Annotated in this window: 19 protein-coding genes; 7 read left to right on the top strand and 12 right to left on the bottom strand. The window is 66.9% G+C overall.

The features are described from left to right. Nucleotides 1-25 precede the first annotated feature (25 nt). Both WNM05_RS21045 and WNM05_RS21040 read right to left on the bottom strand, forming a co-directional pair. A complete protein-coding gene (locus WNM05_RS21045; RefSeq protein WP_434630681.1) occupies nt 26-940 on the bottom strand; it encodes a glutaminase in 915 nt (304 codons plus the stop codon). Nucleotides 941-973: 33 nt separating this feature from the next. Further along, nucleotides 974-1,771, bottom strand: a complete 798-nt coding sequence (locus WNM05_RS21040; RefSeq protein ID WP_434630678.1) for an MOSC domain-containing protein — start codon at nt 1,769-1,771, stop codon at nt 974-976. 401 nt (nt 1,772-2,172) lie between these two features. On the opposite strand from WNM05_RS21040, the gene WNM05_RS21035 reads away from it, so the two are divergent. Together WNM05_RS21035 and WNM05_RS21030 are read left to right on the top strand one after the other, a co-directional pair. Beyond that, nucleotides 2,173-4,050, top strand: a complete 1,878-nt coding sequence (locus tag WNM05_RS21035; RefSeq protein WP_434630675.1) for a methyl-accepting chemotaxis protein — start codon at nt 2,173-2,175, stop codon at nt 4,048-4,050. A 169-nt stretch (nt 4,051-4,219) separates the two neighbouring features. Beyond that, complete coding sequence (locus WNM05_RS21030) at nt 4,220-5,863, top strand: methyl-accepting chemotaxis protein (RefSeq protein WP_434630672.1); 1,644 nt, start codon at nt 4,220-4,222, stop codon at nt 5,861-5,863. Between the two features lie 61 nt (nt 5,864-5,924). Here the strand turns inward: WNM05_RS21030 and lnt are convergent, their stop codons facing one another. The 10 genes from lnt to WNM05_RS20980 all read right to left on the bottom strand — a co-directional run bounded on the left by lnt (nt 5,925) and on the right by WNM05_RS20980 (nt 14,807). Next, nucleotides 5,925-7,415: an apolipoprotein N-acyltransferase gene (gene lnt / locus WNM05_RS21025; RefSeq protein WP_434630669.1), complete on the bottom strand. Its 1,491-nt coding sequence runs from the start codon at nt 7,413-7,415 to the stop codon at nt 5,925-5,927. Between the two features lie 191 nt (nt 7,416-7,606). Then, nucleotides 7,607-8,458 carry an HlyC/CorC family transporter gene (locus tag WNM05_RS21020; RefSeq protein ID WP_434630666.1) on the bottom strand — a complete coding sequence of 284 codons (852 nt, stop codon included), beginning with the start codon at nt 8,456-8,458 and terminating at the stop codon, nt 7,607-7,609. Nucleotides 8,459-8,461: 3 nt separating this feature from the next. Beyond that, a complete protein-coding gene (gene ybeY, locus WNM05_RS21015; protein WP_434630664.1) occupies nt 8,462-8,968 on the bottom strand; it encodes an rRNA maturation RNase YbeY in 507 nt (168 codons plus the stop codon). Beyond that, the gene (locus WNM05_RS21010) at nt 8,949-9,914 is read right to left on the bottom strand and encodes a PhoH family protein (RefSeq protein WP_434630661.1); all 966 of its coding nucleotides are present in this window, start codon (nt 9,912-9,914) and stop codon (nt 8,949-8,951) included. The genes ybeY and WNM05_RS21010 overlap by 20 nt, the downstream gene beginning before the upstream one ends. Further along, nucleotides 9,911-10,582 (bottom strand): HAD family hydrolase, encoded by a 672-nt coding sequence (locus tag WNM05_RS21005; protein ID WP_434630658.1) that lies wholly within the window; start codon nt 10,580-10,582, stop codon nt 9,911-9,913. Before WNM05_RS21005 ends, WNM05_RS21010 begins: the two co-directional genes overlap by 4 nt. Further along, nucleotides 10,579-10,866: a YciI family protein gene (locus WNM05_RS21000; protein WP_434630656.1), complete on the bottom strand. Its 288-nt coding sequence runs from the start codon at nt 10,864-10,866 to the stop codon at nt 10,579-10,581. The genes WNM05_RS21005 and WNM05_RS21000 overlap by 4 nt, the downstream gene beginning before the upstream one ends. 79 nt (nt 10,867-10,945) lie before the next feature. After that, complete coding sequence (gene miaB / locus WNM05_RS20995) at nt 10,946-12,280, bottom strand: tRNA (N6-isopentenyl adenosine(37)-C2)-methylthiotransferase MiaB (protein WP_434630653.1); 1,335 nt, start codon at nt 12,278-12,280, stop codon at nt 10,946-10,948. Nucleotides 12,281-12,311: 31 nt separating this feature from the next. Further along, on the bottom strand, nt 12,312-12,692 hold the full coding sequence (locus tag WNM05_RS20990; protein WP_434630650.1) for a hypothetical protein: 381 nt from the start codon (nt 12,690-12,692) through the stop codon (nt 12,312-12,314). 60 nt (nt 12,693-12,752) lie between these two features. Beyond that, on the bottom strand, nt 12,753-13,958 hold the full coding sequence (locus WNM05_RS20985) for a cation:proton antiporter domain-containing protein (RefSeq protein WP_434630647.1): 1,206 nt from the start codon (nt 13,956-13,958) through the stop codon (nt 12,753-12,755). Nucleotides 13,959-14,105: 147 nt separating this feature from the next. Further along, complete coding sequence (locus tag WNM05_RS20980; protein ID WP_434630645.1) at nt 14,106-14,807, bottom strand: S4 domain-containing protein; 702 nt, start codon at nt 14,805-14,807, stop codon at nt 14,106-14,108. Nucleotides 14,808-14,981: 174 nt separating this feature from the next. Here WNM05_RS20980 and WNM05_RS20975 point away from each other — a divergent pair, with 174 nt between their 5' ends. From WNM05_RS20975 to WNM05_RS20955, 5 genes are all read left to right on the top strand, one after another. Further along, on the top strand, nt 14,982-15,593 hold the full coding sequence (locus WNM05_RS20975) for a hypothetical protein (protein ID WP_434630642.1): 612 nt from the start codon (nt 14,982-14,984) through the stop codon (nt 15,591-15,593). Nucleotides 15,594-15,631: 38 nt separating this feature from the next. Further along, nucleotides 15,632-17,236, top strand: coding sequence for a glucosaminidase domain-containing protein (locus WNM05_RS20970; RefSeq protein WP_434630640.1), 1,605 nt, complete (start codon nt 15,632-15,634; stop codon nt 17,234-17,236). A gap of 208 nt (nt 17,237-17,444) precedes the next feature. Then, the gene (locus WNM05_RS20965; protein WP_434630637.1) at nt 17,445-19,142 is read left to right on the top strand and encodes a hydrogenase maturation protein; all 1,698 of its coding nucleotides are present in this window, start codon (nt 17,445-17,447) and stop codon (nt 19,140-19,142) included. Nucleotides 19,143-19,258: 116 nt separating this feature from the next. After that, nucleotides 19,259-20,119 (top strand): AraC family transcriptional regulator, encoded by an 861-nt coding sequence (locus tag WNM05_RS20960; RefSeq protein WP_434630634.1) that lies wholly within the window; start codon nt 19,259-19,261, stop codon nt 20,117-20,119. Between the two features lie 112 nt (nt 20,120-20,231). Then, the gene (locus tag WNM05_RS20955; protein ID WP_434630631.1) at nt 20,232-21,872 is read left to right on the top strand and encodes an acyl-CoA dehydrogenase family protein; all 1,641 of its coding nucleotides are present in this window, start codon (nt 20,232-20,234) and stop codon (nt 21,870-21,872) included. The last annotated feature ends 3 nt before the right edge of the window (nt 21,873-21,875 follow it).

The following is a 21,875-nucleotide window of genomic DNA, read 5'->3' as shown; positions in this document are numbered from 1 at the left end:
GTCAGCGGGCCCGGCTTTGCCGCGCTCAGAAGATCGACAAGCCGGTGCGAGTGGTGAAGCGGTCCAAGGCTTCCAGGCCCAGTACCGAGTTGCCGCGGGTATCGAGCTGAGGGCTCCATACCGCGATGCTCATCTTGCCGGGTATCACCGCCAGCAGCCCGCCGCCGACGCCGCTCTTCACCGGCAGGCCGACGCGGTAGGCGAATTCGCCGGCGGCGTCGTAGGTGCCGCAGGTCAGCATGACGGCATTCACCTGTTTGGCCTGGCTGCGCGTCAGGTACTGTCTGGAGGTCTGCGGCGACAGGCCGTGATTGGCCAGGAACAGGCCGGCGCGCGCCAGCTCGCGGCAGCTCATCGCGATGCTGCAGTTGTCGAAGTACTGGCCGAGCACCGTCGCCACCGGCTGGTCGAGATTGCCGTAGCTCTTCATGAAGTGGGCCAGCGCCGCGTTGCGGTCGCCGTGCTCGCGTTCGGACGCGGCGATGGCCGCGTCGGCGCTCAGGCCCGGATTGCCGGCCTCGTCGCGCAGCCAGGCGAGCAGCCGCGCGTGGGCGTCGCCGAAATGGCCGATCGCGCGGTCGGTGACGGCCAGGGCGCCAGCGTTGATGAAGGGATTGCGCGGGATGCCGTGCTCGTATTCGAGCTGTACCAGGGAGTTGAACGGATTGCCGGACGGTTCCTTGCCGACGTGGCGCCACAACTCCTCGCCGTCGGCTTGCAGCGTCAAGGCCAGCATGAAGGCCTTGCTGATGCTCTGGATGGAGAAAGGCGTGTCGGCGTCGCCGCAGGCGTATTCGCCGCCGTCGAGCGCGGCGATGGCGAAGCCGAATTGGCGCGGCGGCACCGCCGCCAGCGCCGGGATGTAATCGGCGACCCGCCCCTGGTCGTAGAACGGCAGTACCTGCTGCCGGATATCTTCAATGAGTGCTTGCAGATTCATTCAGCGATTGTAAGCACGGCGGCGAGGCCCAGTCTAGAAGCTGTAGCGCTCCTCCAGCACCTCGAGCGGCGCGCCGAGCGTCAGCACGCCGGCGTTGCGGGCGCGCAGATTGACGCCGAAGCAGACGCCGTCGTCCAGCCGGCGGGTGCGCACCAGGGTGCGCAGCGGCTCGCCGTCGGCGCGTTTCTCGCCCAGATCCGGATCGACGGTGGTCAGCACGCAGCGGGTGCACGGCTTCATCACCTCGAATTCGATGTCGCCGATGCGGATCGCCTTCCATTCGTCCTCCATCCACGGGTAGTCGCCGGCGACCACCAGATTCGGACGGAAGTTGCGCAGCGCGACCGGCTGCTCCAGCTGGCGGTTCAAGTCGTCCAGCGAGGCCTGGTTGACCAGCAGGAAGGGATAGCCGTCGGCGAAGCTCATGCCGTCCTCCCCGTGCTTGAAGACGCGCCGGGAGCGGGCGCCCAGCCACAGCAGCCGGCAGTCGCCGCCGACGATGTCGGCGAACCAGGCGTCCAGCCTCTCGTCGCCGTGCCAGGCCTCGAAGCTGTCTTTCCAGACCTGGGCCGGGTGGGGGCGCGTGAACGCGGTCGCCAGCGCGCAGATCGGCGGCTTGCCGGGATAGCGCAGCAGCATGCCTCCGGGCAGCAGTTCGACGGCGACCCTGAGCAGCTGGGGGTGGCTGCGCGCGGTGATCTGATTGCCGTCCGGCGTCGCCAGCAGCCATTCGCGGTCGTGCAGCAGCCCGAGCGGGCCGGCGTAGGCGCGGTCGAAAGCTATGCCGCGGGCGGATTTCAGCGGATGGACGAACATCGCGGTCAACTGCATTGCGCACTCCGTGGAGGATGAGTCTGCAGAATGCTAACACCGGCCCGGCGGCGGGAACAGCGCGGGAAGGCGCGCCGCGACACCATCGTTAACCAAAATCGCGATTAGATTCCGATGGAATTTGTAAGTGCGCCATTGCATATATTCGGGGGGCAATTTAAATTGTTGTGTCGGCAGCATATTGTCCGATTGTTCGGATGTCCGCTTGGGGATGGCGTGACGGCGATCAAATCCTGATCGCTTATGCCTGGAAGATAGTTGAAGCAAAACGGAATTGTCCGTTGAGCTTTGTGGCGATACGGACTAAACCGGATGTAGTGACATACATGATAACAGTGCCTGACACAGCGCGCTTTCGGCTGTGATGGCGTCGCATGTGATTGGGGATGAGGAGAACGAGAATGCGCTCTTTGCGTGTCAAGCTGATTGCTTTTATTGCCCTGCTGCTGGTCTTGCTGGGCATGGTGATTACCGTGCTGGTCTATGGCCAGATGCGGAATGAAATCGTCCGGGGCGTCGACAACGAATTGGGTGGGACCTCCAAGGGCTATTCGGCCCTGGTGAGCAGTTGGTACAAGAGCAAGGTCGGCGTGGTGATCGCGGGCAATCCGCTGGTCGGCACGCCGGACCCGAGGCAGACCCTGGCCCGGATGAGCCAGGGCGGCGGTTTCGACATGATGTACATCGGCACCGCCGACCATGTGATGATACGTTCCGACATGAAGCCGCAGCCGCAGGGCTACGACCCGGTCGCGCGGCCGTGGTACCAGCAGGCGGCGGCCAGCGGCAACCCCGGCGTGTCCGACCCCTATGTCGATTTCGACACCAAGAAGCTGGTGGTGACCTTCGTGTCGCCGGTCAAGGACGGAACCGGGCTGAAGGCCGTCGTCGGCGGCGACATCTTCATCGACGATCTGGTCAAGACGGTGTTGTCGGTCAAGCTGCGCGGCAACGGCTACGCCTTCCTGGTGGACAAGAGCGGCAAGGTCATCGCCCACCCGGACGCCAGCCTGACGCTGAAGCCGCTGTCCGAGAAGGTGCCGGAGCTGACCGGCGACCGCCTGACGAAGCTGGCGACGGATACCACGATGCAGGAAGTCAGCATCGGGGGCGAAAGCAAGTTGATCGAAGTCCAGCCTGTCGAAGGCACCAACTGGCTGCTGGGCGTGGTGACCGACGAGTCGGTGGTGACCGGCCCGCTGAACACGCTGCTGCTGACCGTGATCGGCATCGGCGCCTTGTGCGTGCTGATCCTGATTCCGGTCGCCAGCGTGATGCTGAGCAAGATGCTGGCCGGCCTGGGCCGCCTGCGTAACGCGATGCTGGAAATCTCGCAGGGCGAGGGCGACCTGACCCGCCGCATCCAGGTGACCGGCCAGGACGAGATCGCCGAGACCGCCACCGCCTTCAACCGTTTCATCGGACAGCTGCAGAAGATGTTCATCGCGGTGAAGGAGGAGGCCGAGCGCGTCACCGGCGGCGTCGAGAGCGTGACGCATACGGTGGACAAGGTGGCCCACGACTCGCGGCAGATCGCCGACGTGTCCAGCTCCAACGCCGCGACGCTGGAGGAGATCACCGTCAGCATCTCCCATATCGCCGACGCGGCCCGCGAGGCGGACACGCTGGTCACCCATACCGGCGAAGTGTCCAGCGACAGCGCCAGCGGCATGCTGCGCATTTCCAACGAGATGAACAGCACGGTGGATGCGGTGAAGGGCTTGTCCACCATGCTGTCCTCGCTGGATCAGCGTTCGCAGCAGATCAGCGGCATCACCAATGTGATCAAGGACATCGCCGATCAGACCAATCTGTTGGCGCTGAACGCGGCGATCGAGGCGGCGCGCGCCGGCGAGATGGGCCGCGGCTTCGCCGTCGTCGCCGACGAGGTGCGCAAGCTGGCCGAACGCACCGGACAGGCGACGGTGGAGATTTCCGGCATGGTCAGCACGATACGCGAGGAGACCAGCCAGGCGGTCAACAATATGCAGCGCACCGTCAGCTCGGTCGACGGCGGCGTCGAACTGACGCAGAGCGCGGTCGAGCGCATCGAGCAGATCCAGCAGGCGATGCAGGAGGTGATGGCGAAGATGAACGAGATCACGCTGTCGACCAGCGAGCAGCACAAGGCCACGACGCTGATCGCGCAGAGCACCGAGCAGATCAACGGCCGCATCGTCGACAGCGACGGCGCCTTGCAGACGGTGCGCGACACGCTGTCCGACCTGTCGCAATCGGCCAGCAGCATGCGACAGCTGTTCTCCAGCTTCCGCGTCTGATCACGGCGATCCAAACAGCCCGGCCTGCCCGGGCTTTTTCATGCCCGCGATCCGCCGGGCCGGGAGCTTAAAACGGCGTGGCGGGACAGGGGGCCGGTTTCTAGAATAACTCTGTGGATGGACTATCAAAACAAGCACGAATACGTGCGGGTTGGGGAAGGAGCGGGAAATGACGAAGGCAGGTTTGAGCCTGAAGGCCCGGTTGATCGGCCTGATGGCCTTGGTGGCCGTGACGGTGTGCGGCCTGGGCGTGGTCTCGGTGTACAACCAGCGCCAGTTGATGTTGCAGGACAGGCAGGACAAGGTGCGCAATCTGGTGCAGAGCGTAGTGGGTCTGGTCTCCAGTTACGAGAAGCTGGTGGCGGACGGCAAGATCAGCGAGGCGGACGCCAAGCGCACGCTGTCGAAGGCGATCAGTTCGATGCACTACGAAAAAGCCGATTACTTCTTCGCCTACGATTCCGACTGGAATTATGTGGCCCACGGCGCCAAGCCGGAGCTGATCGGCAAGAACCTGGCCGGCGTCAAGGATCCGAACGGCGTCGAGCTGAAGACGTTGTTCCAGGACGCGATCTCGTCTCCGGGCGGCGGCGGCTACGGCGAATACGTGTGGAGCAAGCCGGGCTTCGACAAGCCCCAGCCCAAGCTTTCCTATGTCACCACCACGCCGCGCTGGCACTGGATAGTCGGCACCGGCATCTATCTGGACGATGTTGCCGCGGCCTTCCACCGCGAGCTGCTGTGGCTGGGCGGCGTGATGGCGGCGGCGCTGCTGGTGCTCCTGGGAATGGGAGGCATGATATTGCGCAATGTGATGGGCCAGCTGGGCGCCGATCCGCAGGAGACGGTGGCGGTGGTCAAGCGCATCGCCGCCGGCCAGCTGGGCGAGGCGGTGGCGGTGCGGCCCGGCGACACGGACAGCCTGATGGCGGCGGTCGGCGCGATGCAGGTCGAGCTGGAGCGGCTGGTGCGCGATATCGTCGACGGCGCCAGACAGCTGTCCAAGGTCAGCGGCGAGGTGACCGGCGAGGCCGAGGCGGTGGGGCGGGGCTCGGAGCAGCAGAGCGCGGCGGCCACGGCGATGGCGGCGTCCATCGAGCAGCTGACGGTCAGCGTCAACCACATTTCCGACCGTTCGCAGGATGCGCGGCAACTGGCCAACGAGTCCGGCACCTTGTCGAGGAACGGCGGCGCGGTGATCGCCGAGGCGGTCGGCGAGATGCGCCGCATCAACGAGGCCGTCGACCAGACTTCGGGCATCATCACCAGCCTGGCCGACAAGACCCAGACGATTTCCAGCATCATGCAGGTGATACGCGATATCGCCGATCAGACCAATCTCTTGGCCTTGAATGCGGCGATCGAGGCGGCGCGCGCCGGCGAGATGGGCCGCGGTTTCGCCGTGGTGGCGGACGAGGTGCGCAAGCTGTCCGAGCGCACCGCGCAGGCGACGCAGGAAATCGCCAGCATGATCCAGGATGTGCAGCAGGGCGCCGAGCATTCCCGCCACAGCATGGAGGAGGCGGTGGAGCGGGTGAAGGCCGGCTTGGACCTGGCCGAGCAGGCCGGCTCCGAGATCGCCCGCATCCAGGACAGCGCCAGCGGCGTGGTCGCCGTGATCGGCGATATTTCCCACGCGCTGCAGGAACAGAGCGCGGCCAGCCAGGCCATCGCCCAGCACGTCGAGCAGATCGCCCACAGCGCCAGCAGCAACGCCTCGGCGTCGCAGTCGGCCTCGAGGGCGATAGACAATATGAACCAGTTGGCCGTCAATCTGCGGCAGCTGGTGTCGCGTTTCTCGGTGCGGGCGTAATCGGCGGTTTTCGCCGAAGGCGGGGCCCGGCGCGCGCCGGGCCTTTTGCCATCGGCTGCGGCTAGTGTCGGCCGCGGCGGCGCCAGCCGGCCAGCAGCGACAGCAGCAGCAGGACGGCGCAGCCGACGACCACCGGCAGATTGCCGACGCGCATATACGGCGTCATTCCCTGGCGGCCCTGGGCGAATCCGGTCAGCACCTGGGCGGTGAACGGCGCGGCGACCGCCGAGATTTCGCCGTCCGGACGGATGATGGCGGTCATGCCGGTATTGGTGGCGCGCAGCACGTAGCGGCCGGTTTCCAGCGCGCGCGCCTGCGACAGCTGCAGGTGCTGGCTCATCGCCTCGCTCTTGCCGAACCAGGCCAGATTGCTGACATTGGCCAGCATGTCGGCCCGCGCCGCCGGGCCGATCAACTCCTCGCCGAAGCTATCCTCGTAGCAGACGTTGAACGCCACCTTGTGGGCGCCCAGCGTCAGCGGCGGCTGCTCGGCGCCGCCGCGGCTGAAGCCGGACAGCGGCATGTCCATATGCTGGTAGATCCAGCCTATCAGGCCGGGCAGCGGCACGAATTCGCCGAAGGGCACCAGATGGTCCTTGGCGTAGTACGGCATCTTGGGGTCGGACAGCGCGACCACCGCGTTCAGATAGCCGCGGCCGTCGTTGGTGCGGCGCGGCACGCCGCTGGCCAGCGCCATGCCGGAGCGCGACGCCTCGCCGCGCATCATCGATAGATAACCGGACGGCAGGTCGTCCAGGAACAGCGGCAGCGCGGTTTCCGGCAATATCATCAGGTCGGCGCGGGTCATCGCCACCTGGCGGTAATAGGTCAGCAGCGAGTTTTCCAGGTTTTCCGGCGACCACTTCATCTCCTGGGCGATATTGCCCTGGCCCAGCGCCACGCTGATCGGCTTGCCGAGCGGCGCGGTCCACTCGATGTCGCGTAGCCAGAAGCCGCTGCCCCAGACCAGCGCCGCGGCGAGCGCGATGGCCAGCCGCTGCCGCATGCCGGCGCGGGCCAGCATGACCAGCGCGCCGGCCGACAGGGCCACCAGATAGCTGACCAGGTGGATGCCGCCGACCGGCGCGTAGCCGGCCAGCGGGCTTTCTGTGATCTGCGAATAGCCGGCGGCGGCCCAGGGGAAGCCGGTCATCACCCAGCCGCGCAGCCATTCCCCCATTTCCCAGGCGGCGGGGAAGGCCAGCAGCCAGCGCAGGCCGGGACGCGGATCGATGCGGCAGGCGATCCAGGTGGCCAGGCCCGGATACAGCGCCAGATAGGCCGGCAGCAACAGCACCAGCGGCGCAGCGATCCAGGCCGGCAGGCCGGCGATGTCGTGCAGGCTGGAGTAGATCCAGCGGAAGTTGCTGACGTAGGCGCCCAGACCCCAGGCATAGCCAATCCAGAACGCGCGTCTGGGCTCGCGCTGGGTCAGCTCGATCAGCGCGGCGAGGCAGAGCGGCATCAGCCACCATAGCCGGTACGGCGCGAAGGCAAACAGGGTGAGGGCGCCGGTCAGCGCGGCGGCCAGGAGCAGGATCAGGATTCGCATGGTGCAGCTTGTATCGATGTGGGCCAGGCGGCCGGCCCGGGAGCCGGCCGTATTTCAGCATAGGCCTTATTCCCATTCCATTTGGCGTGATGGTCTTGCCGGCTTCGCCGCGCGGGGCCCCGCCGTACCGGGTGTACGATCTGCGGCCCTGCTCGCCTGCCTTTGCGCGCTCATCTCCAAAGGACGGGGAATTATTCGGCGGTGTCGGCGGCGAGCCGGATGCGTTCGACCAGCAGGGTGTCGAGGCGGCGGCTGTCGGCGCGCAGCACGGTGAAGCGCAGGCCGGCGGCTTCTATCTTCTCGCCGCGCTTCGGCAGATGGCCGGTCAGCGAGATCACCAGGCCGCCGACGGTGTCGACGTCGTCGTCGGCGTAGTCGGTGCCGAAATAGTGGTTGAAGTCCTCTATCTCGGTCAGGGCCTTGACGCGGTAGCGTTCGTGGCCGCGGACCGGAACGATGTCGTCCTCGTCATCGTCGATGTCGTACTCGTCCTCGATGTCGCCGACGATCTGTTCGATCACGTCCTCGATGGTGACCAGGCCGCAGACGCCGCCGTACTCGTCGACCACCACCGCCATATGGTTGTGGGTGGCGCGAAAGTCGCGCAGCAGCACGTTGAGCGGCTTGGATTCCGGCACGAAGACGGCCGGACGCAGGACGGTCTTCAGATTGAAGGTGGCGGGCGCATGGAAGTAGCGCAGCAATTCCTTGGCCAGCAGGATGCCCTGAACGTCATCCTTGCTTTCGCCTATCACCGGAAAGCGCGAGTGGCCGGAGTCGATCACCGTCGGCAGGAAGCGGTCTATCGGGTCGTCGATGTTCAGCACGTGCATCTGGCTGCGCGGGATCATCACGTCGCGGACGGTCAGCTCGCTCACTTCCAGCACGCCTTCTATCATGCCGAGGGCCTCGGCATCGAGCAGATTGCGCTCGAAGGCGTTGTGCAGCAGTTCGATCAACTCCTCGCGGTCTTCCGGCTCGCGCATCAGCATGGTGGACAGGCGTTCAAGCCAGCTGGGCCGCGGTTTACTGGGGTCTTCCATTTCTTAGATGTGCTCCTCGTGGTAGGGATCGGGATATCCTAGCTGCTGAACGATGACAGTTTCAAGCGCTTCCATCGCTTCGGCCTCGTCGTCCTCTTCGTGGTCGAAGCCCTGCAGGTGCAGCATGCCGTGCACCAGCAGGTGGGCGTAGTGCGCCATCAGGTCCTTGTTTTGCTCGGCGGCTTCCTTCTCCACCACCGGCGCGCAAAGCACCAGGTCGCCGAACAGCGGCAGGCCGGCGACCGGCTCGCCCTCGTTCAGCGCGAAGCTGAGGACGTTGGTCGCATAATCCTTGCCGCGGTAATCGTTGTTCAGCTGACGGCCTTCAGCGGCGTCGACGATGACGATGCTGACCTGGGCCTGCTTGACCTCGCGCCGCAGTGCGGCCTGGCAGGCGCGGCGGATCAGCGCCGGCTCGGGCAGGGAGGCGGCGTCGCTGCGCACGTCCAGGCTCAGTTCCAGCCGCGCCGCGAGGCGGGCCAGCAGCGGGTTACGCTTGGCTTTTTTCATCTTGCTTGCTTTGGTATTGGTCGTAGGCGTCGACGATTTTCTGCACCAGCGGATGGCGCACCACGTCGTTGCTGTTGAAATGGTGGAAATGGATGCCGCGCACGCGGTCCAGTATCCGTTCGACCTCGACGAGGCCGCTTTTCTGGTGGCGGGCCAGGTCGATCTGGGTGACGTCGCCGGTGATCACGGCCTTGGAGCCGAAGCCTATCCGGGTCAGGAACATCTTCATCTGCTCCGGCGTGGTGTTCTGCGCCTCGTCCAGGATGATGAAGGCGTGGTTCAGCGTGCGGCCGCGCATATAGGCCAGCGGCGCGATCTCGATCAGGTTCTTCTCGAACAGCCGGGTCACGCGGTCGAAGCCCATCAGATCGTACAGCGCGTCGTACAGCGGCCGCAGATACGGGTCCACCTTCTGCGCCAGGTCGCCGGGCAGGAAGCCCAGCTTCTCGCCGGCCTCCACCGCCGGGCGCACCAGCACGATGCGCTTGACGGCGTCGCGCTCCATCGCGTCCACCGCGCAGGCGACGGCCAGATAGGTCTTGCCGGTGCCGGCCGGGCCGATGCCGAAGGTGACGTCGTGCTGTTGTATCGCCTTGATGTAGCGCGCCTGGTTGGGCGTGCGGCCCCTGAGGTCGCCGCGGCGCGTCGCCAGCACCGGCGACTCCTCCTGCTCGGCCGTCGGTTGCTGCTGGCGCAATTCCACCAGCGACAGCTGCACATCGTCTATCGAGATGTCCTGCTTGTCGGCCTGCAGATACAGCCGGGTCAGCGCCTCCACCGCGGCCTTGGCGGCCGCGCCCTGGACGCGGAAGGCCTCGCCGCGGCGCTGGATGACCACGTCCAGTCCGGTTTCTATCTGTTTCAGGTTTTCGTCCAGCGGACCGCACAGGCGGGCCAGCCTGTCGTTGTCGACCGGGTTGAAGCTGAGGGATTCGCTTGTGCTCATGCGTTTTGCAATTGTTGGCTTAACTGTTGAAAAACGGCGGCGTGCCTGCCGTGCGAAACATGGCAGACGGCCATGCCCAGCCGGCGCGCCGGCGCGATGTCGCGCTCCAGGTCGTCGCCGACCATCAGGCAATGTTCGGGCGCGAGGTTTTCCAGCGCCAGCGCGTGGCGGAAGATGCGCGGGTCCGGCTTGGCCGCGCCGGCATCGTCTATGGTGACGACGTGGCGGAAATGGTGGGCGATGCCCAGATGCGCCAGCTTGGCCCGCTGCTGCTCGGTGCCGCCGTTGCTGACGACGATGCGGATCAGGTGGGCGGTGGCGTCGAGAAAGGCCGCCGCGCCGGGGGTCAGCCTCCGGTTGCTGCGGTAGGCGTCCATATACGGCTGGAACAGGCGCGCGGCCTCGTCTTCGGCGATGTGCGGCAGGCCGAGGAAGTCGCGCAGCCGCTCGTGGCGCTGTTGCGCCATCGTCAGCTCGCCGGCCTCGAAACGCCGCCAGTGGCGGTCGACGCAGGCGCGCCAGCGCGCGAACAGCTCGGCCTCGGATTCGGAAAAGCGGGCGGCATGGGGCCCGATGAAGACGGAAAACGCCTGCAGGGTGGCATGGCCGTCGTCGAACAGCGTGTCGTCCAGGTCCAGCAGCAGGGCCTTGATGCCGTTCGCCTTCATGCGTCCTTCAGACTTTCCAGCCCGGCGGCGGTCATGCTGGGCACGAACTCGATGATGTCGTAGCGGGCGACGCCGCCCCGGGCGAACGGATCCTCGGCCAGCCGGGCCTCCAGCGCGGCGCGTTCGCCGCGCGCGAGGATCAGGCCGCCGTCGCGCGGCATCTTGCGGCCGGAAGCCAGGAAGACGCCGTCGGCGTAGGCCTGCTTCAGCCAGACGACGTGGGCGTCCAGCAAGGCGTCGACGTCGGACAGCGGGGCGATGTAAGTCAGCGACACTACGAACATTCTTCCATCCTCCGTGTGGGAACCGGGCCAGCATACGCCGCGCCATTCGCATTGCATAGCGACCCGGCCCGTCGCACGGTCAGGCGCTCTCGCCGGTCACCACCTCGCCGGCCAGCGAATGCGGGAAGGCGGCGGTGATCCTGACGTCTATCGTCCGGCCCAGCAGGCGCGGATGGCCGGCGAAGTTGACGACGCGGTTGTTGGCGGTGCGCGCCGCCAGCATCGCCGCGTCCTTTTTCGACACGTTCTCGACCAGCACGCGCTGCACGGTGCCGACCATGGACTGGTTGATCGCGTAGCCGTTGGCCTCTATCACCTCGTTCAGCGCCTCCAGCCGGCGCACCTTCTCCGAGTGCGGCGTGTCGTCCGGCAGATTGGACGCCGGCGTGCCCGGCCGCGGGCTGTAGATGAAGACGAAGCTGAAGTCGAATTGGCAGTCGCGGACCAGTTTCAGCGTCTGCTCGAAGTCGGCCTCGGTCTCGCCCGGGAAGCCGACGATGAAGTCCGACGACAGGCACAGATCGGGCCGGATCGCGCGCAGCTTGCGGATGATGGACTTGTATTCCAGGCCGGTGTAGCCGCGCTTCATCGCCATCAGCACGCGGTCCGAGCCCGATTGCACCGGCAGGTGCAGGTGGGAGACCAGCTTAGGCAGCTTGGCGTAGCAGTCTATGATGCGCTGGCTGAATTCGCGCGGGTGGCTGGTGGTGAAGCGGATGCGCTCCACGCCAGGCACTTCGTGCACGTATTCCAGGAGAAGCGCGAAGTCGGCGATCTCGCCGTCGCTCATCAGGCCGCGGTAGGCGTTGACGTTCTGACCCAGCAGCGTGATTTCCTTGACGCCCTGGGCGGCGAGGCCGGCGATCTCGGTCAGCACGTCCTCGAACGGGCGCGACACTTCCTCGCCGCGGGTGTACGGCACCACGCAGAACGAGCAGTACTTGGAACAGCCCTCCATGATGGAGACGAAGGCGGCGCCGCCGTCGACCTTGGCCGGCGGGATGTGGTCGAACTTCTCGATCTCGGGGAAGGAGATGTCCACCTGCGAGCGGCCGCTGGCCTGTCGGCTCTGGATCAGGTCCGGCAGCCGGTGCAGCGTCTGCGGGCCGAACACCACGTCGACGAAGGGCGCGCGCTTGACGATGGCCTCGCCCTCCTGGCTGGCCACGCAGCCGCCGACGCCGATGATCAGGTCGGGATTGGCTTCCTTCAGCGGGCGAATGCGGCCGAGGTCGGAGAATACCTTCTCCTGGGCCTTTTCCCGCACGCTACAGGTGTTGAACAGGATGACGTCGGCTTCTTCCGGATTGTCCGTCTTGACCATGCCTTCGGCGCTGCCCAGCACGTCCGCCATCTTGTCGGAATCGTACTCGTTCATCTGGCAGCCGAAGGTCTTGATGTATACCTTCTTCATTGCTACTCGGTTTTCCAGCTGGTATTCGGTTTCAGGGTTGGATCCGGGTCTGGCGCTGGCGCTGTGTCTCGACTTCGTCGCCGCCCAGCACCCAGATTCGGTTGATATTGCCTTGCTGATCGAAGGTCACGCCTATGGTGCGGCCTTTCAGGGCGTTCAATTGTCCGCTCAGCAGGAAGCGGTTGTGCTCGTCGAAGACGCGCAGGCCGGGGGACAGCGCGAAATGCTGCGGCTCGATGGCGATCAGCGCCGACAGCCGCTGCAACAGCGTGCGATCGGCGCGGACGAATTCGATACCGGCATCGTCGACGTCGGCCAGCTTGCCCATCACCAGACCGTCGGGCAGCAGGCGGCCGGCCGCGGCAGGCAGGGCCAGACAGAGCAGACATAGCGTGGCGATGGATTTTTTCATAGCAAATTGAACGCGTTGCGCGCGATTCTATCATAGCCGGCCGGCGAGCCGGCCAAATGTTTACGGCATGGCCGGGGCCTCGCGCCGGCCGTAGCGCTCGGCCAGCGCGAACATCATCGGGTTCAGCAGGATGGAAACGATGGCGCCGGCCAGGATCAGCGCCTGGCCGCGCCCGCTGAGCAGGCCCAGCGACATGCCCAGCCCGGCCAGGATGAACGAGAATTCGCCTATCTGCGCCAGGCTGGCGGCGATGCGCAGGCTGGTGTGGTGGCCGCGGCGGAACATGCGGACGATGCCGTAGGCGGCGGCCGACTTGCCGACGACGATGATCAGCACGGTGGCCAGCACCACCATGGTGTCCTTCAGCAGCACTTCCGGGTCCAGCAGCATGCCGACCGACACGAAGAACAGCACGGCGAACGCTTCGCGCAGCGGCAGCGATTCCTCGGCGGCGCGGTGGCTGAACGGCGACTCCGCCATCACCATGCCGGCGAAGAAGGCGCCCAGCGCGAACGAGATCTGGAACAGCTGGGTCGCGCCGTAGGCGACGCCGAGCGCGGTGGCCAGCACGCCGAGCCGGAACAGTTCGCGGCTGCCGGTATGGACGATGCGCTCCAGCATCCACGGAATGAAGCGGCGGCCGACGATCAGCATCAGGGCGACGAAGGCCGCCACCTTGGCGACGGTCAGCGCCAGCATCCAGCCCAGTTCGGACAGCGACGGCACCGCCTGGCCGCCGCCCAGCGCGCCGGCGAAGGCCGGCAGCAGCACCAGCGTCAGCACCATCACCAGGTCTTCGACCACCAGCCAGCCGACCGCCACCTTGCCGTCCTCGCTGTCCAGCCAGCCGTATTCCTCCAGCGCGCGCAGCAACACCACGGTGCTGGCCACCGACAGCGCCAGGCCGAACACCACGCCCTCGCCCAGCGGCCAACCGAGGAAATGGGACAGGCCCATGCCCAGCAGCGTCGCCACCGCGATCTGCACCAGCGCGCCCGGCACGGCGATGGTCTTCACCGCCATCAAGTCCTTGATCGAGAAATGCTGGCCGACGCCGAACATCAGCAGGATCACCCCCAGCTCCGCCAACTGCGGCGCCAGCGCGGTATCGGCCTGGAAGCCCGGCGTGAACGGGCCGACCAGGATGCCGGCGCACAGATAGCCCACCAGCGGCGGCAGTCTGAGGCGCAGCGCCAGCGCGCCGAGCGCGAAGGCGAAGACCAGGCCGCCGACGATGGTGGTGATCAAGGGGGTGTCGTGGTGCATGGGCGGAATTCCGGTTGAATGGCTGAATGATATAGAGACGGAGTATCGGACAATCGAGTTCCGATCAATCTGATTTTTCTATTCAGCCTTCATTCTGGCGCGAGGCGACGGCGCTTGCCCTGGCCGCCGCCGCGAAAAGACTTTGGATCAGAAGCGCTCGAACGGCTGCAGATAGCGCCATTGTCCCGGCTGCAGGCCGGCCAGCGCCAGCCGGCCGACGCGAATGCAGCGTGCGCTCTGGAAGCCGACGCCGAGCTGACGGCAGATTTCGTCGAACAGGCCCGACTGCGGCGCGTACACCGCGCAGCGCAGCTGATGGTCGCCCTGGCGGCTGATCTTGCACTGTCGCAGCGGCTTGCCGCCCAGGCGGATCGCGGCGGCGCGCGTTTTCAGCTCGTCGGCGGCCGGCGCGCGATCGACCTGCAGCAGGAATTCCATTTCGCACTCGGCCAGGCGGCGCGGCAGCTTTTTGTCCTGGGTCAGCACCACCAGGCCGTGGCAACGCTCGTCCACGGCGCCGACGGCGGTCAGGTGCTGGCGGTGGCGGGCCAGCCAGAGCTGCTCCGCGCCATCCTGCGGCGAGCGGCTGTCCGGTCCCAGCAGCTGGGCCGGCGGCGCGTCGTCGCCTGCCGGGCGGTTCAGCAGCATGGTCACCGGCAGCGTCGCCAGGGCCTGCGGTTTGCCGGCCAGGGTGATCTGCTGCTCCGGCCGCACCCGCGCGCCCAGCGTATCGACCACTTTGCCGTCCACCTTTACCAGGCCCTGCTCGATGCAGGCATCGGCCTCGCGCCGCGAGCACAGTCCCAGTTCCACCATGCGCTTGGACAGGCGCACGTTCGTATCATCCATTGGCACATCCTTCGGTTTGTCGCCGGCGATTATCGTTTGCCGCCGCGGCGCTGACAAATACCGCGCTGTCCATCGCCTGGGCGCTTGCATGCCGCGGTGTATTTTCGACGGTCGCTTGCCTTAAAAAATATTTGATATAATATGCATCATAGTAAAACATTTTCAGGAGCGAGTATGCGTGCGGACAAGGGATGGCTGGCGTGGTCCAGGACCTGTTTGTTGATCGGCCTGGCGGTGGCCGGAAGCCTGGGCGCGCAGCATGCGGCCGCGGAGCAGGACGATGAGGCGGACGCCGTGTTCACCGCCAGCCGGCAGACGCCGCTGGCCGACGGCAGCGTCTGCGTGGCCGGCGGCGAAACCATAGACGGCGTCGACGGCCGCGCGGTCCTGCTGATGAAACGGGGCGGCACGGTCCGGCAGCGCGTCAAGCTGCCGTTGCCGGATCCGGATTACAGCGACGCCAGCGCCGTCGGCTGCCTGCAGCTCGGTTCGGTCTGGTACGCGGTGGAGGAGTTGGATACCAGCTCTTTCGTCAGCGATAAGCGGGTGCTGCTGTTTGTCGACCGCATCGAGCGCGGTCGCCTGGTCAAGCGGGTGATGCTGCCGGTGCGCTACGCCGGACAGAACTTCGGCGTGGCTAGGGTCGAAAGAGGCAAGGCGGGGTTCGCGCTGGACGCGGCCGGACGTCTGGTGGTCAGCGGCAAGGTGTACCCGGATGCCCTGGGAGGCAGCAAGGGCAAGCCTTTCGCCGTCCGGCTGACGCCGGACCTGGCCGTGCTCAAGTGAGCGCGATTGATTCTGATTGATTCAGTAAGGAAACCGTGATGGCTGAAAAGAAGAACTACACCACGCAGGACAAGATCAATTTCATCGTTTCCCTGTATCCGGCGGCGCGGGAGGCGTCGCGCAAGACCGGCATGTCCTGGGAGCTGATCCTGGCCCAGGCCGCCCAGGAGACCGGCTGGGGCGAGAAGGTCCTGCCCGGCAGTAACAATGTCTTCAATATCAAGGCCGGCGCGTCGTGGAAAGGCGATTCCAAGGTCTACCACGTCTGGGAAAAGCAGCACGGCAAGAAAGTCTGGGTCGACGACGCCTTCCGCGTCTATCCGTCGGTGGCGGCTTCGCTGGAGGACCGGATGCGCCTGCTGCAAAACAGCGAACGCTATGCGAAGGCGGGTCTGTTGAACGAGGGCGTTAAGGGCGACCTGGCCAAGGAGGCCCATGCCTTGCAAAAAGGCGGTTACGCCACCGCCGAGAACTACGCAGCCAGCATGATCGAGCTGTTCCATGGTCCGACGATGCGCCGCGCGCTCGCCGAGGCCCGCAAGGCGCATCCGGAGGCCGGGGCGCAGGCCGTGGCGCCGACGGCGCAAGCTGTCCCGGCACAGCCGGCCCCGCCGCAAGCGCCCCGGCAGGCCGAAACCGGCGCGAAGCCGGCCGCCGGCGCCGACGCCGGCACGCGCATGGTCAACGCGACGCTGGCGCATTTCGGCGACGGCAGCTTCGAATACGGCCGCGCCGACATGGCCGGCCGGCTGGCCAGCAAGAAGAGCGGCAACCGCATAGACGGCAGCCGCTACGAGCAGGATCTGGACAACGATGGCAAGAAGGGTGTCGATTGCTCTTCGCTGGTGTGGCGCAGCCTGCAGCTGGGCGGCACCCGGGTGACCGACAAGTTTCCGACCGCCGAGGGCTTCACCACCCATACGCTGTTCAACGGCGGACATGGCGGCAAGCATCCCGACGCCAATCTGACCGGCTACGCGAAGAAGCACTTCGATCTGATCCAGAGCAAGGACGACCTGAAGCCGGGCGACATCCTGATGTTCAAGGGCGAAGGCGGCCAGCATGTCGCGATCTACAAGGGCCGCAACGAGAAGGGCGAGCAGCTATTCTTCGGCTCGCAGACCTCGACCGGGCCGGCCGAAGTCAATCTGAGCACCAATCCGTACTGGGCGAAGCAGCCCTTGCTGGGCGCGCTGCGGCCCAAGGAGGAATTCTTCAAGCCGGAGGCGCTGCAGGCGGCCCATCAGCAGCAGGCCGGCCTGTCGGCCGGCAAGCAGAGCCTGCTCGATCAGGCGATAGACCGGGTGAAGGAACTGCAGCAACGCGACGGCAGGCTGAAGGACCTGGGCGCCCACCATATCGACAATCTGGGCGCCGCGCTGGCGGTGGAGGGCTGGAAGAAGGGCATGGCCAAGGCCGAGGCGGCGGTGGTGAACGCCGCCGATCCGGGCAAGATCAGCATGCTGTGCAAGAACGCGGCCAACAAGGTGCAGCACGCGGCGGTGGAGCTGAAGGACGCCATCGTGCAGGCCGCCCACCATTCCATCGCCCAACTGGCGGCCGCGCCCGAAGCCGGCCAGGAGCCGGCCAAACCCCAGGCGCAGCAAGCGGCGCGCAGCCGGCAGCCGGCGATGGGGATGTAACGGGCCGTCCGTCCGCTTTTCATCTTTCTCTACCCTCCTGGCCCGTCGGCATGTCGCCGACGGGCGTTTTTTTGCCTGATGACAACCTGTCCTTTTTGACACGTCACCCATGCCGTTGGCTTGAGTATTGGTTCAAGTCAAATGCCATTATTATTCGGACGCGTAGCATTGCCGCCCTCTAAGCCGTTCATTTCATGGGGGAAAAGCAGTGCAAGCCTTGAGAATCGTTTTGTTGTCCACCGCCTTCAATGGTTTGAGCCAGCGCGCCTGGCTGGAATTGCGCGAATCGGGCCACGAGCCCAGCGTGGTGCTGTTCAGCGGCGCCGACGACGTCATCCGGCGGGTGCGCGAGGCACGGCCGGATCTGGTGATCTGCCCTTTTCTGAAGGACAGGGTGCCGGCGGAGCTGTGGCGCGACAGCCCCTTCCCGGTGGTGATCGTCCACCCCGGCATCGTCGGCGACCGCGGCGCGTCGGCGCTGGATTGGGCGATCAGCCGGGAGGAGAAGGTCTGGGGCGTCACCGCCTTGCAGGCGGTGGAGGAGATGGACGCCGGCCCGGTGTGGTCCAGCCGCGAGTTCGACATGCCGCCCGACATCCGCAAGTCCGAGCTGTACAACGGACCGGTCAGCGACGCGGCGATGTATTGCATACGCGACGTGGTGGAGAAATTCGTCGGCGGCTACCGGCCGCAGCCGGTCGACTACGCCGACAAGGCGGTGCGCGGGCGCCTGCAGCCGAATATGCGCCAGGTCGACCGCGCTTTCGACTGGAACGAGCCGGCCGTCGCGATCAAGCGCCGCATCGACGCCGCCGACGGCCAGCCCGGCGTGCTGGCCGAACTGGCCGGCGGCCGCTACTACCTGTACGACGCCCATCCGGACTACCGCATCGGCGAGCCGGGACGGATCCTGGCCACGCACGACGACGCGGTGCTGGTCGGCACCGGCGACGCCAGCCTGTGGATAGGTTCGCTGAGGCGGCGGCCCGAGGCCGGCGAGGAAACGTTCAAGCAGCCGGCGCGCCATGTGCTGGCCGGCCTGCTGGAGCAGACGCCGTCGCTGGAGTGGGCGGTGGACACCGATCCGCACTGCGAGGAGGCCTACCAGCCGATTCGCTACCGCCAGGTCGGCCGGGTCGGCGAGCTGACCTTCGAGCTCTACAACGGCGCGTTCAGCACCGAGCAATGCAGGCGGCTGCAGCGGGCCCTGCGCTGGGCCAAGCGCCAGGATACCGATACGCTGCTGCTGCGCAGCGGCCGGGGCAGCTTCTGCAACGGCATCCACCTGAACGTGATCCAGGCGGCGGCCGATCCGGCGGCCGAGGCCTGGCGGAACATCCAGGCGATAGACGACGTCTGCCTGGAAATCCTGACCGCGCCTCAACTGACGGTGGCCGGCGTCGCCGGCAACGCCGGCGCCGGCGGCGTGATGCTGGCGCTGGCCGCCGACGTGGTGCTGGCGCGCCAGGGCGTGGTGTTCAATCCGCATTACCAGACCATGGGCCTGTACGGTTCGGAGTACTGGACTTACACGCTGCCGCGCGCGACCGGCGGCGAGGCGGCCGCGCGGCTGGTCGGCGACTGCCTGCCGATAGGCGCGAGGCAGGCCTGGCGGCTGGGCATGGTGCAGGACATCGGTCCGCGCGACGCCGGCCAGTTCGGCAGCTGGCTGCTGCTGACGGCGCGTCAGGCGCGCGCGGCCTGGCCGGAGCGCTGGCAGGCCAAGCAGGGTCTCGATCCGCGCCAGCTGGAGCAATGCCGCAAGGTCGAGCTGGCCGAGATGCGGCTGGACATGCTGGAAAACCGCAGTCGCTTCGCCGAGCGCTGCCGCGACTTCGTGCTGAAGCGCCCGGCCTGCTGCACGCCGGCACGGTTGATCGCGCCGTGGGCCGGCGCGGCGGACTAGCCGGCCGGGTATACTGGTGCGGCCGGCGGCGGGCTTGCCGCCGGCGCGAATCAGAGCAAGCCGCGTCAAGAACCGGGCCGCCGGTTCCGGCATAGTGGCCGCCATGGAGGACGAGCATGGACAAGGCGGACCGCTATGCGCGGCGTTTCGAAAAAGTGCTGGATTACATCGCCAGCCATCTGGACCAGCCGCTGGACGTCGAGCGGCTCAGCCAGCTGGCCCATTTCTCGCGCTTCCATTTCCACCGACAGTTCTCGGCCTATCTCGGCGTCGGCGTGGCTCGCTACATCCTGATGCAGCGGCTGCGGCAGGCGTCCTACTGGCTGGCTTTCCAGCCCGGGCGCAAGATCACCGAGATCGCGCTGGACTGCGGTTTCGACAATCCCGAGTCGTTTTCGCGCGCTTTCCGGCAAGCGCTGGGCCAATCGCCCAGCCAGTTCCGGCGCCGTCCGGACTGGCCGGGCTGGCATGCGCGGATGACGCCTCCCGTCAGCGAAAGGATGGAAGACATGGAAGTCAGAATCGTCACGGTCGAGCCCGAGAGGGTCGCGGCGCTGGAGCATCTGGGACCGCCGGACCGGGTCAACGACAGCGCGCAGCGCTTCATCGAATGGCGCAAGCAAAGCGGTTTGTCGCCGGTCGCCGGGAGCCGGACCTACGGCATCGCCTACGACAATCCGGAAACCGCCGAGCCGGAGCGCTTCCGCTTCGACATCTGCGGCAGCGTCGCCGCGCCGGTGCCGGCCAATCCTCAGGGCGTGATCGCCAAAGAGATCCCGGGCGGCCGCTGCGCGGTGGCGCGCCACCGGGGATCGCACCACAAGATAGGCGAGACCGTCTGGTATCTGTACCGGGAATGGTTGCCGGCCAGCGGCGAGGCGCTGCGCGATTTTCCGGTCTATTTCCACTACCTGAACCTGGCCAGCGACACGCCGGAGCATCTGCTGCTGACCGACGTCCACCTGCCCTTGCGCTGATGCGCTTTGGACCGGCTGCGGGGGGGAGCGCGATCCGCTAAGCTGTACGGGTCAAGCAAACGTCCATTTGAGCGCCGCCGCCCGGCGGCGCCGTCATCCGGGAGCGGCGCGCATGATCTGGCAGACCCACGAGGTGAGCAACCAGTACGACGAGTTGCAGGATTACAACCTGTTCCTGAGCGACGCGGCGCTGCGCGAGGCGCTGGCGCGTGCCGGCGCCGGCTGGGCCGAAACGTGGCTGGCCGCGTACGGCGAGCGGCTGGGCCGGGGCGAGACTTTCGAGCTGGCCGAACAGGCCAACCGCTGCCCGCCGCAGCTGGCGGCCTTCGACCGGCGCGGCCGGCGCATGGACCGCGTCGATTTCCACCCGTCCTGGCACCGGCTGCTGGCGCTGTACCGGGATCAGGGGCTGGTGTCGCTGCCGTTCGACAGCGAGCGGTCCGGCCGCTGGACCGCCTTCCTGGCCGGCTTCTATCTGCACGGCCAGGTCGAGGCCGGCACGCTGTGTCCGGCGACGATGACGCAGGCGGCGATTCCGCTGCTGCGGCGGGAGCCGGCGCTGTGGGCGCAGCTGGGCGACAAGCTGTCCAGCCGCGAGCACGACCCGAGCGATCTGCCGGTCGAGCGCAAGTCTTCGATCTGGCTGGGCATGGGCATGACCGAGAAGCAGGGCGGCTCCGACGTCCGCGCCAACACCACGGAGGCGGCGCCGCTGGCGGCGGGCGGCCGGGGCGGAGAATATCTGCTGCGCGGCCACAAATGGTTTTTCTCGGCGCCGACCAGCGACGCCCATCTGCTCGTCGCGCGGACGCCCGACGGCGGTCCTTCCTGCTTCTATGTGCCGCGCTGGCGGCCGGACGGCAGTCGCAACGCGGTGGCGATACAGCGTTTGAAGGACAAGGTCGGCAACCGCAGCAACGCCAGCAGCGAAGTCGAGCTGCAGGACGCCTGGGGTGTGCTGATCGGCGAGGCCGGCCGCGGCATTCCCACCATTATCGAGATGGCCACCCATACCCGGCTCAACTGCGTGATCGGCAGCGCGGCGCTGATCCGCCAGGGCCTGGTCCAGGCCGTCGCCTATACGCGCCAGCGCGTCGCCTTCGGCAAGCGCTTGGCCGAGCAGCCGCTGATGCGGGCGGTGCTGGCCGACCTGGCGTTGGAGAGCGAGGCGGCCTTGTGCTTGGCGGCCCGGCTGGCCGAGGGTTTCGAGCGCGACGAGCCGGCCTGGAAGCGCATCGTCACGCCGGCCGCCAAGTTCTGGGTGTGCAAGCGCGCGGTGGAGCTGGCCGGCGAGGCGATGGAGGTCTTCGGCGGCAACGGCTATGTCGACGCCGGGCCGATCGCGCGGCTGTTCCGCGAGGCGCCGGTCAACTCGATCTGGGAAGGCTCGGGCAATGTGATGTGTCTGGACGTGCTGCGGGCCTTGCTGCGCGAGCCCGAGGCCTGGCAAAGCCTGTTGGGCGAGCTGGCCGTCATGGCCGGCGACGACGGGCGTCTGCGCGCCGCGCTGGCCGACTTGGCGGCGCTGGCGTCCTTGCCGCCGCCGCAGCGGGAGATCCAGGGGCGCCGTCTCGCCCAGCAGCTGGCCCTGACGGCCCAGGGCTGCCTGCTGAGGGAGCGGGCGCCGGAGGCGGTGGCCGACGGTTTCATCGCCAGCCGGCTGGCCGACGCGCGCTGGGGCGGCGTCGTCGGCGCGCTGGACGCGACGGGGCTGCGGCTGGACGACTTGCTGCAGAGGGCGCTGCCGGCCTGAGCG

This window comes from Chromobacterium sp. CV08 (genome assembly GCF_051129845.1).
Classification (GTDB): domain Bacteria; phylum Pseudomonadota; class Gammaproteobacteria; order Burkholderiales; family Chromobacteriaceae; genus Chromobacterium.
The sequence above is the reverse complement of the archived record's forward strand: the minus strand, read 5'-3'. Positions and strand labels throughout refer to the sequence as shown.